This is a genomic window from Burkholderia sp. LS-044, from assembly GCF_004803625.1.
GTDB classification, from domain to species: Bacteria; Pseudomonadota; Gammaproteobacteria; order Burkholderiales; family Burkholderiaceae; genus Burkholderia; species Burkholderia cepacia.
Window position 1 is genome coordinate 129,409 of the sequence record NZ_SSWO01000020.1, and the last position, 12,307, is coordinate 141,715.

3 protein-coding genes are annotated in these 12,307 nt (G+C 57.9%); all 3 read right to left on the bottom strand.

Annotation, left to right across the window (positions count from 1 at the left end; all coding sequences use genetic code 11):
* Positions 1–69 precede the first annotated feature (69 nt).
* Positions 70–3,825, bottom strand: a complete 3,756-nt coding sequence (locus E9536_RS35260) for a hypothetical protein (protein WP_136472394.1) — start codon at positions 3,823–3,825, stop codon at positions 70–72.
* Positions 3,826–4,296: 471 nt separating this feature from the next.
* Positions 4,297–10,218 carry a DEAD/DEAH box helicase gene (locus E9536_RS35265; protein ID WP_136472396.1) on the bottom strand — a complete coding sequence of 1,974 codons (5,922 nt, stop codon included), beginning with the start codon at positions 10,216–10,218 and terminating at the stop codon, positions 4,297–4,299.
* Positions 10,215–12,125 (bottom strand): hypothetical protein, encoded by a 1,911-nt coding sequence (locus tag E9536_RS35270; RefSeq protein ID WP_168799609.1) that lies wholly within the window; start codon positions 12,123–12,125, stop codon positions 10,215–10,217. The genes E9536_RS35265 and E9536_RS35270 overlap by 4 nt, the downstream gene beginning before the upstream one ends.
* Between the last annotated feature and the right edge of the window lie 182 nt (positions 12,126–12,307).

The window sequence follows — 12,307 nt, forward strand, 5'->3', positions numbered from 1 at the left end:
GCCGCCTCAAACCGTGGCGGCACTTTATGAGACACAGTGCTTCCGAGCCCCTTCGCCAGCACGTGGACCCTAGCGGCGCAACGACTGCTTAGCAGCGTCGACATCAGCATGCTCTGCATCATGCATCCAGCCGTCGGCGATGCGCATCAGCATGGCCGACGTACGGGGGAAGTCCTGCATGGCGTCGGCCCAAGCGCGAGTCTGCCTCGCCAATTCACGCTCCTGGTCCCCACCCTCTCCAATGCCTTTGCTGTAGATACCCCTCATGTTGAAGCGCTCAACTGCTAGTCCATTCTCTAACTCATCTGACGCGACGCTCTCGATGGCAAACCGTACGGCCTCGTGTGGCCATGCACCGTCGAGTAGACTTGCCGGTGCATGCGCCAGTAAGTGTCCAATCCGCCCGTCCGTGACGTCCACCCGGTCCATTTCCTTAGCCAAATCGCGCACCTCGTAGCACCATTGCAGAAGAATCTTGCCATCAACATCGTTGCCAGCTTGACCGGGCAGCAACTGAAGGCTCCCAAGCAGGTCGTATGCCGCGACTGCCAAACGCTGTTCGTTCTCCGAGACCTCTCTGGCTTCCGCGTTTGCCGCCTTAAAGACTGCACAAATTGCTTCCATGAACAACCCCGCTCGTTCCACCATCAGTCGATGCAATGTGAGGGGCTTTTTTCTTCGACTGAAGCATGGCAGGTAGGCAAACTCCCGTTTCGCAAGCGCCTCGGGGACGACATCGTTTCTTGTCCCCAACTCGTCAAATACCTGTTCCAAGTAGTAGGCGGTCATGGTATCCAGCCGCCCTTGCGATGCGTTGATTTCTGGTATCGCGGAATCAAGCAGGCGCAAGAGCGTGTCCGATGCAACCTCTTTCAGGCGACGAACGGCGGTCTCAATAGCGGCCATCGGGCGGCCACGCGATGCATAGCTTTCGATAGCAAACAGAAGTTCATCGGTATCGCCCGCCACCGCATACGTGTGTTTCTGGGCCCAGTATGCTTCGTTGACCTCTGGCCCAAACGAACTGACGATATCCCAAGTTCGCCTGTTCTCGCCCAGCCCTGTCAGCAGGCGAGCCGTACGGGACGGCTCCACCGTGAGTTCGGCGACAGTATTTTGGACATCATTTGCAAAGCTTTTGCCGAACCGTGTCAACCCTTCGGCGATAACCGTCGCGCTCACGGCATCAAGTCCGTCGCCGCTCTCCACCGCCAACCGCAACAGCTCCGCCAGTTGCTCTCTAGGTAACTGCAGTGACTGTGATGCCACGGCCACGCTCCGCGGCAGCTTTACGCGCTTCGCCAACTCAACCACTCCTTGGACACCGCTGCTTGCGACAATCACCCGAATGGCCTCGGAGCGTGCTGCATCGACTGGCGCCATTGGGTCTTCTGCGGTGGCAGCTACGCCCGGTACCGGCGGCATCCAGTCATCAAAGAGCCAAATACTCTGAAGCAACGGGTCATCTGGCTTGAACTTCTCGATAACAGCGTCGACTCGGGACAGCACCTCAGGTCTCAGGGCCCAGTCTGTGTCGGCAAAGGTGCGGTGTCGATTTGCCTCCCTCCGCAATGCGTCCCATATCAGGAACCGGCTTTCGCTGGTAACTTCAGCTAGCACGACGTCCAGCGCACTAAGCATGCTGTCCAGCGACTCCGCGGGGAATTCGCTCATTGCACCGATGAGCGTTGCCCATCGGTCCGGGTCCTGCCCCGCCTGCTCCAGAGCGAGGCGGACGACTGCAGCCTGGCTTTCCCAGACCACGCCATAAGTCAGCGCCTCCTCTTCGGCACCACCGAATTCACGGAATTTCGGCGTAGCCGTTGGGCTTGATGTGTCGTGCGACCGGGGCAGCAGTTTTGTGAGCAACGGCCAGGCGATGGCGGGCACCGCCTTGACGATGTGGGCGAGAACCGCCGTTCTTTGTTTGGCACGGGCGCTGGTATTGGGCGACCATGACAGAAAGATGGCGCGCAAACTGTTAATGGGGCGATTGGAAAGCGACCCTCCCGGGTCAATTGCTGCCAGACGCGCGAGGCACATGGCAGAACGAAGCAGAAGTCCCGGGTCCCAAGCCAGCGTCTCCAGTGCCCACAGCAACCCGACGTGGTAAGTCCGGGGAGTGAGAAAGCCCTTATGTTCGTCAAAGATTGGCTTGATTGCCGCGCAGTCGCCCTCAAGCAGACGCTCGAGGGCCTCCAGAAAAGGGATGGGGGCGGCCTCCGCGAGCAGGGCGAGGTTATCCTGCAGACTCGCGAGTAACCGATAATCGTTTGACAGACCGGGCAGACCTCGGACGATACCATTCACGAATTCTTGAGGTGTCGTGCCCTGCACGGTGAAATCAGCCTGCTCATGCAGAACCGCCATGTGCAGGAGCATGGTCATCAGCCCTTCGCGAAGCCAGTTGCTATGGGTGTCCTGCCTCTCCGACATCGGCCGGAACAGTTCATCCTCCTTCGGCACCGGCGGGATGTAGGAGAACACCTCCGTTGCCGCAGCCGAGAACTGACGCAGGTGCTCTGCCCCGATAAGATGACCGAGGTGAACAAACGCGTCCACAGATGAACGCATGGTCCACACGTCACCCACGTGGTCCACCGGCGGGTCTTTCAGCTTCGCGAGCTTCCGTAGCGGAGCCTCGACCATCTCATATTCGGCGCACCTGGCAAGCGTGCAGAGTATCGTCTGGTCCGGATTGCTGGACGTGGCCCAAGCGCCCGCCAACAACGCAGGCACCAGAGGCTCCGCGCTGTCCATCCATTCTGGTCTTTCTGCGGTACCGCTTGGCCTCTGGCGTGCCAGCACGGCCAGACTTCGGCCGCAGCGCTGCGCAATTTCGTATCCCTGCTCCTCAGTGAATCCCATGGCAACGAACGCCTTGCCGAGAGCTGAGCTGTGCGGTCGATTGAGCAGGACATGATTCGACCGCTTTTCGTCCGCGCCGGCACTGACGATGGTTGGACCGTATTGGGCAAGCAAGCCCGCGAGTCCCCGTGCCTGCCCCCGGGGCAGAAAAATAAGCCCCTCTTTGCCGGCAAGTGCGCGTGCGGCTTCCTCAGTATCCACGATTAAGGTACGCGCTTCGAGAAAAAAACGTACTGCCGGTTCGGCCCGACGAATCGCAGCGATGGCAAAAGCCAGAACTTCGTCCGGAGAATCGGCCGCATATGCAAGCTTGCTGGTACCTTCACTGAGTCCGCGCAAAAGCCCTTCGGCTTGCGACTCTCGACCGGCAAGCGGAACTTGCTCGACGAGAGCGGGGGAGAACCTGTTCGAAAATTCTTCCCAGAACTCATCAATGCTCCGCGCCCCCGCTGATGGCATCAGCCTCAGCTCGTATCTTGCCCAGCGGGCGGCAACGGCGGGGCAGGCACTAAGCCAGTCTTCCAACATGGCCCCGTCGATGTACTTGACGTCCTTCCAGTCCCTCTGCTCGCGCTTCGCCTGTACCCAGTCTGGCAACTTCACCGTGGGGTTATCCCACGTCCTTGGAGAAACGAAAACGAATGTCGTTTCTTTGCGCGCAGCCTCGTCAGCCTGCGCTGTTCGCTTCTCGTAGTCACTGGTAGCCTTTCCGGCTGCGCCTTCAGTGACGCCGAACTCCCAGATTGACCTTCCGTCCGGCACGTATGGAGGCATCCCCGTCGCTTCCAGCACGCCGTCGAAGCCTCGAACCTGCCCCTTATCGCCGCTTGGAAAGCGGATGTCCATGATGTTTGCCGCGGTTGCTCGGATTAAGTCGGCAACCAGCGCCGGGAAATTGGTTCGAGCTTGAAGCGTATCTGCCCACTGTTGCAGGTTTGTCGCTGTGACCCAACGCATCTCACTTCCCTCACGCATATCTTGTTGAAGCCTTAAACAGGCAAGCGCCAGCGTCCTGCCGATTGCGAGTACGCTACCACCCACCCGGACGCAACCTGCGTCAGACGCCCGCCCACTCTGCCGACAACGATTCCGCCTGCTGGAGTGCCGTGTCGGTCGCCTCCTCCTGCCGGTCAGGCGGGTAACGCGAGCAACGAGTTCCACCGCAAAAAAATCGGCAAGCCGCATTCAGTGACTCGCCGTCTGACCATCATGCAGCCAGAAGTGGCTCTCCATCATCACGTGGGTCTGCTGGCACCTTGAAATCCGCAACCTTGGCAGGTCTGAAGCCGCTGTCGACGCGCTGGAATGCGTTCATCCCCGTCGGGCCTACTGTGGGAGGACAGTCAACCAGCCGCCGGTGTTAGTTCGTCCCGACAAACAGGCAGTGGCAGCTCCTTGTGCTCGCCCCCCCCAATCGTCATGTTTCATTTAGGCAAGCCGTATGTAAAAAACACGAGTCTGAACCCGCTCATTCATCAGATAGTCAATACCGCCCGTCAGAAAGTAGCGATGTACCTCCTCGCAACCGTCCTGCGTTACCGTCCTGACGTCAACTTCCCGGTCATGAAACGACTTGGTGCTGCGCTTAAGCGGGATAACCTCAACATCCCTGTTTTCAAACCCCATTGACTTCACCAAATTGTCAACACGGCGTTCGACGTCAAGATAAAACTCAACATAGCCGTCCCGTTCTTTCGTTTCGCGACAACGAACGTTCAGATACTCGATAGAGGCGGCCGCAGACCTGGCGTACCGAAGAAACGCCTCAAGCCTTCCCACGTTCACGGGCGCCGCGCAGTACGGGTCCCTGATTTCCAGGCGTTTGACGTAGGCCCCTTTCAACGGAGCAAAGATATCGTCCAGCTTCCTCTGCTCGCCTTCATGCAGTTCCCACATGGCCATCCGCTCGCCTTCACGCAGCGCGTCCAACCCGTATGGCATCGCCGTCGCCGTGAGCGCGTGGAGCTGTTCTTGAATCACCTCATCTACAAGCCCTACGTCGGCCGGCGCAGCAATCATCCGACCGAGCAGCGATTGTCCCGCAAAGTGCTGGCGAACAACGGGCATCTGGGGCAGTGTTCCGACGAAGACTCGCGGCAAAGTCTGCCAAGTCGAAGCATACTTCTCAGGGAGTGCGAACAAGCGCAAACGCCTCTCAATGACGTAAGGTTGCAGTCTTCGATAGGCGGCCAACGGAGCCTGGGCTTTCGGTTTCTCGTCGAGTTCGTTCGTAAGATAGACGTTCACAGTCTTTCCGCCCTGGAGCCAAGTAAGAAGCTGCCCCATTGAGTCTTCGTCAACGCTCTCCACGTCGACGAGACTGCGGACGACGAAGCTAATCTCATCATAGTTGGCGAGTCGCTCTGCAAGGCTGGCCACACTGGGCGAAGCCCACCTAACAAAGTCACCCGGCTCATTGCTGTCCACGCTGGGGGCCAGCAGACCACTTAACCATGACAGCGCCGCTCGACGTTCGAAACTGTCCCAATGACGCTGGTTAGCGTAATCGCACAGGCAAACACGACAGCCGGATTCGCATTCCGCTGGGCAATCCAGAGCACTTCGGGCGGCATCCATCAGGGCTACAAACGTGAACCCCGGTTCGCCAATACGGGCACAGTAGCCCGCACCGCCTGGAACGCCGTCATACAGAATGACTTCAAGCGCACTGCCTCGCGCGCCTGAGAGGCGGTATATCGCCCGAACCTCACCCGCATGCAGCGAGAGCAAACGCGTTGCTGCCAGCCGGACTGCCTCGGAGACAGTTCTCGCAACCCGCTCATGATAACGACGGTGCTCCATGTCCTGCGATTCTGGTTCAGGGAGAGCCTGCAAAAATCTCAAGATACGGACGTCAGTATTAAACTGATGAACGAAGTCCAGACCGATTTGCGACACGTCGTCGTTCTTGCAAACCAGACCTGTCTGCGGGTCCTTGTGCACGAGCTTTGCCTTCGCGCCTTTGCCGACGACCTTTCCAGTCGGCGACTTCCCTCCAAAAACGGCAGGCTTGACTGGCTCGCAGTAGTTGCACACGTTGCACCGACGGTAACCCTCACCGTACGCGCCGCGATTCGCGATGAAGAGGGACCCGGTTAGTCCACTCTCACTCTTTGCTTTTGCATAGAGCATTGCCGAACTAAGGAACGGCAATCCCGTGTCCGCGAAAATGTCATCGCGAGGGGCAGCAATCAGTCTGGCTTCGTCGGCCGCCTTCACCCGTCGCCTGCTGGAACCCGGGTCTCGTCCGCGGCGCGCTGCAAAGCTCGTGATAAACCCGTGAGGCTCAACAAACCTGCGTCTGCGACGGTCCTCTGCGGAACCACAATTGCCACAGGTCGGCGGAACATCTTCTCTTGTGTCGCCGATATCAACGTGGAAGCATTCCGGACAAGCCACATACCATCTCTCGGGCATGAACGCCTTCGGGTACTGTGCAAGTCCCGCGCTTTCCCAAATACGTCCGTTAGCCACTACCTCGGCTCCCGGCGCGTACTCACTGATACCTAGCGAAGCATCTCTTGATAGCACCACGTCAGACTTGCTACCGAAGAAGCTTTCCGACGACTCAGTCAGCACTTCGAGGTTCAGGGAGTGCACTGGAAAACTGTAAGTGGGAATCAAGCCACGGCGGGACAGTTGGTCTACGAGAAACTGTCCCATGAAATCATCACGCATTCGCTTCCAATAGTTCGCCTTTCCGTACTCGTCGGCTATGGCGGCCGCTGTGACCCGTTCAGTATATTTGCCGAATCGCTCGCACACCTCCTCAGCGAACTCACGGACAGCAGCTAGAAATTGCTCGCGCAGGCTCGCTCCGTACGCACCTATAGCCCGCACGTCAACTGGCAGCTTCGCGCATAACCCCTCAGCTTCATCGGTCGCAGCCTGCCCCCCAGGTGACTCAAGCCACGACATTAAGTGCTCGGTGAACGCGCGGAGTTCATCCCTCTCGAACTTCTCTTCAAAGAAGTGCTTCAGCGAAGGCGCGTTAATGTCACCATCCTGGATTCTCTTGCGCAGGTAGTGAGAAAGAAGCACTGAGAACTGATGCCGGGTGAAGAGCTCCTGATTGTCGAGGTGGATAAACGGCGTTCCAGGGCTCGACGCAAGGTATGTTGGAAAATCTCGCACGACCATCTGGTCAAAGTTCGTGTTCCTCGCAACGGTGACGCAGAAAGGCGCAGCCTGAGCACGACGACCAGCGCGACCTGTACGCTGTTGATAGTTCGCAATGCCGGGTGGAACGTTCAAATTGACGACGGCTTCGAGGTCCCCAAGGTCAACCCCCATCTCCATCGTGGTCGTACAGCACAGAAGATTGATTTTCCGTTCGGCGAAATCCCGCTCAATGACCTCCCGCAGTTCTGTCGAGAGTGACGCAGTATGCTCCCGCGCTCTTACAGTGGCATGATTCGTTTCCTCGTAAGAGGACAGATAGTGGTTGCGCTTGCGCAGTTCTTCACGCTCCTCGGCGCCCAACTCTTCCACCTCGCCACGGCACCGGAAGGCCACACATTTAAGGCCGATTACGTGCTGCTGCATCAAGCCGCAGCTCTTGCAGGCATAGAGTGGCGCCCTATCTCCGTTTCCAAATCGAATCAGGTCACCGTTGAGCGCAAATCCCGGCATGTGGCGTTCAAGCAGGACAATCGGCGGCTTTGTCACGACGTCCCAGAATTGCCGCAAAAACGCAACCGCCTCGTCGCGCTGCATGCCGAGTTGCTCGACGAGGTACCAGGTGCGCCGGTTGTGGCGCGTCGCTGACGGAATCCATTTGTATCGGACCACATCATCGCCGCCCTCGAGGTCGAATGACCGATGACCGTTGTAGGTTCCCCAAACGTGCTCGTCCGAAAGAGCGACCTTATGAAAACGTGACAGCGCCCGCTCTCGCCGGATGTTTTCGAGAAAGAGATGAACAAGAGCAGAAATGGCCGAGTCGCTCGCCGGAAGTGAGTTCGGCCAGAATGTCTTAACCCTCTGCAGAAGCAGGCGAAGCTTCGCATCGTCGTAGGTGACCTGCACGATACCGAGCGGCTCGACCGAGTTACGCCGACCGCCAGGCGTGCACATTTCACGGCCGATAGCCGCGAGCAGCAGCGCCAGCATATCCTGATGGTCGTGACAGATTTCGCCATTGGCATCCAGCAAGACAGCCTGCTGGCCATCCTGCTGCCAATGTTGATATATCTGTTCCGCGAGTTGGGAACCGGTGACTGGGGTGCTTCGGTCTCTCAAAACATTGCGGATTGCGCTACGAAGCGCGAGGTCAGCAGCCGTCCGCTCAAAATAGGGGGCAAAAAACGCAGCGTCCTGCCGGTTATCCGAGAACGTGAGCAAGTTACGCCCACCAGCAGGACGCGGGTTGTAATGGTCGATGAAGGCCGCAGGCAAAGACTCAAGAACACGCTGTGCAACGACGCTACCGAGCGCCTCATTGCCGGGATGCATGCGTGTCACGACCTCAGCGTCAGTACCTGACGCACTCCCACCACACGCAGGACACTTGAGCACGTACCATGCACGCTCCTGCTCATCGCGCTGCGTCTGGATGGCGTACAGCGGAATGGCGTCTGCTCGAGCACCTAGTTCGCCTGTCTTGGGGTCCAGATAGTACTTCTCGTATTCCTTTGACGAGCCTGCGTCGGCTTCATCATCCTCGTCTTCGACGTACCCAACCGGACTGCCGAGCCAGAATACACGTCTTTCGGCACGCCCATCGCGGTCTCCTGGCTGGCGGTTGTACAGCCGCCCTCCCTGCTCGAACCCTTCAAAAAACGGCTGACCGCATTTTCGGCAGGTAAGCAGCGAAAAGTATTGTCCTTCTTCAGTACGATGGTACCGTGCAGCCCGCAACTGGGCCCATCCTTCGTCGCCGTCCGATGGCAAGACAGCGAGCCCTTCGATACTGTTAACGGCGATGTGATAGCGCCCGGGAAGCAGCGGGAATCCGTCATTGCTTGCGCGCGCCAGCATGCCAAGACGAATGACCGCGCTCAACGCGCTGTATTTCTCCTCGTCTGCCACCCTCTCAAGGGGCGAGTCAAAGACAAGTGCAGTCAAGTCTCGGAATGCGTGCACCCCACCCCCGTCGAGATGCTGTGCAACCCGCCTGATTTCCTGATTCTGCGAAAAGCGGTCCTCAAGGAATGCAGGAACGTCCACGTCGGCCCCGCATTGCAACTCCTCACGCGCCAGTCCGCAGTTATGCAGCAGCAGGTTCCAAGCGTCAGCCGTTCTCGCTTCGTCATCGAGGGCGAGCAATTCTTCGAGGGCATTCCCCACACTCGACCACTCGGAAACTTTCAATGAAAACTCGTGCAGCGGAACTACCTGCAGCCGCTCATGGACGATGCGCTTGCCACGCACAACTTCATGAACCGACTCTCCGAACAGGGTACTGGCAAACGACTTCAGCCTTTCATCCGCTCCGTCGCCGTCTGCGAGACTCGCACTGGTGCCAAACACTTGAACCGGCTTGTCGATTCCAAGACGGTTCTTCAGCTTGCGAAGTAGGAACGCGACCTCCGTCGCCTGGGCCCCATGGTATGTGTGGATTTCATCTAAAACGATGAAGCGCAGGGCGTTCGCCGTGAAAAGGCGCTCATTGCGCGGAAGCAGCAAAAGATGCTCCAGCATCGCGTAGTTTGTAATTAGCACCTTGGGCGGATTTGCCAGCATTTCCTCGCGGGTCAACATCCAGTTGGCGGGTATCCGGTCGGGATAATTCAGGATGTCCATCAGCTTCGTGTTGCTAAGCAGCCGCGCCTCCTCCTCGTCCCGCTTCACCTTTGCCTTGACTTGGCCGGTGTAGCGACCAAAGGTAATGCCGTGCGACCGAAGATATCGCGCGAAGAGGGGCGCAATGCGGTAATACAGCTGGTCATTGGCCAGCGCGTTCATCGGATAAACCAGCAGCGCCCGCACGCCAGGCCTGTCTGGTTCCGGGTCCAACAATAGCTGATTGGCGATGGGGTACAGGAACGTTTCTGTCTTACCGCTACCGGTGCCAGTCGCCACAAGAAGGCTCTTTTCCTGCTTGCAGGCAAGCTCCATCGCGCGCTGCTGGTGTCGGTGCAGCTTGCGCCCGGCCGTTGGGATATTGCCTAGTGCATCGTGAACAAACCCACCATTTTTTGCCAACAGCGCTTCGAGAGATTCACCCTTCTCGAAATCGGGGAGGGCCTCAACGTACGGACCTTCAACGAGCGTCTCCTGCGCTAGGATGTGGCGGAATTCGGCAGCGAGCCGCGGATGGCGTCGCCCGATGGGCAAGGTTGTCGAGATGTACCGCTCGAGCACATTATCCAGGTCTTCGACGAGTGCAATGGGATTGGCATCTTTCATCGGATACTCTCGGCTTTCTGAACCAGCTCCCAAAGAAGCAGGTAATAGGCAAAGGCTGCTCCGCCAACCTGAAGGAGGTAGGCAAGGGAGGCATCAACGGGGATATTGGAACTTCGGAGCACGTCCATGAACCTGCGCAAAGCCATCTCATTGCGCGCACCTAAGCGGCAGTGGAAGGCCAGCAGTGAAATGAGATGCGTAATCTGGTCCAAGTTCTGGCGCCGTTGCACAAGTTCCTCGGGAAGGTTTTCATCGCCCCCTGTCGCCCATGGAGCAACAACGGGAGCGTGACCAGCCAGACGCGGATGATAGTCGTGTGGGAACGAGGGGAATTTCTGTTTCAGGAAACGGCAAAGTCCCATCGCCTGCCCGCGGCGAATTTCATTTCCTGCCAGACTGCGTTCATATGCCAACTCGAGCGAGCGCGTCGCGAAACGATGATGTACTGGCCCAAGCCAGTCTCCGTTTGAGGGTTGGAAGTTTTCGTCGGCCAGCTTGAACGAGTCGCCAACACGGTCTTCAGTTTGCCGCAGTCCTTCAATGTAACTGTCGAGCCTGAAGCCACGCGGCTCGCCCCCTGCGGCAACTTCAGTAAAATTGGAGAAACCGGATGCTGCAGCGACATGAATCAGGTCCGGAAAGACTCTGGGATATTGCCCCTTCAAGTCTGCGATTGCACGTAGCACTTGGCAGACAGGATGCGTGCTCTGGTTAACCTTCCCATACGCAACAGCCGGTAAAGTGTATATCTCCGGCATCACTGCGCCGGCAGTGACTTGAAGTAACCAACTCGAACTTGCATCTTCGGGTGCACGCGCACACGCGAGGTCAACGAGCGTTGTCACTGCTTCGTGTATGCGCCCATTCCAGCGCGCGAGCAGCGCTCGCCACATTCCTGCAATCCATTGGACGGATTCCCAGGATTCCTGCATATAGCACGTTGACATTACTGCCTGCACGCGCGACAGCACGGTGAGAGAGTCTTTGTCCGAGAGCGCGGACAAGCATTCGAGGAGGGCTTCACTTCGCACTTGTCTCCCCTCTTCGTCACAGATAAAACCAGCAGCAAGTGCGTCCTGGCGCTGGTTTGCGAGATGCCCCCAAATTCCGCCGACGCAGGCATCGAATCCGAATACCCAAGCTCCGGATGGCCAACCTTCTAGGTCAAAATACAGTGAAACCGAATACCCACCGTCTCTCACCGGCAAACACGTCATGCGGGACCGCCCCAATCGATGTCCCGCCCACACTCCTGTATTAGCCTCGAGGGTAATCTCCGCGTCCTTACCCGAGATGACATCTGATACCCGCACCAACACACCCTGCACGTCATCCGGCGTCGAAAACTGAACCATGAACTGCCCATCCACCACTTTCGTGGCCATGCGTGCAGCATAATGCGGCCGGACTAACCTCAATAGCTCGTGGCTCAATCCGGTCACGCCGCTCGTAAACATAAGGGTGCTTGCTTGTGGAGTGAGGCGGCTGGCCAAAAGCGATGCAGGAAGACGCTTGGTTGGATGTTTTGAAAAATCCACATTGAGAGCCCAATCGCCGACCGAGAGCACCCCCGGCTCGCTTGCACTTACCAGAACCTGTTTGCCCGACATAACCGAGACGGACTCGACGGAGCCAATTGCTCGCTTCTGTCGGTTAATTCCACCGGATTCCAACGGACTTTCGACCTCAATGAAGATACCTGGAACATTCCACGACAACGCTTGATATCGCCGCTCGTCAAGCTTGAACACCAGACGCAAGGTTTTGGAGATAGTATCGTGCGGCTTCACAACATTGCCTTGAATGCGCACGTTCTCGCTCAACTCATGTTGCAGGTTCCTCGGCGGGTCGTTGCATACGAAGTGCATGCTCGACGTGACGTCGGACAGCCCCAACCAATAATTCACTGAGCTCCGTATCAGCACCCGACTTTCGCCTGCGCGAGACACCTCTGCGAGTAGCTGTAAGCCCCCGGTGAAGTCATCTTGTCCAGTCGCTTCGTGACCGCGAGGATCGTGTCCACCAGATTTTTAAGTGGACACGTGTACACCATGGAAGGCAACGAGGTTGAAGGGCTGGAACTGATAGA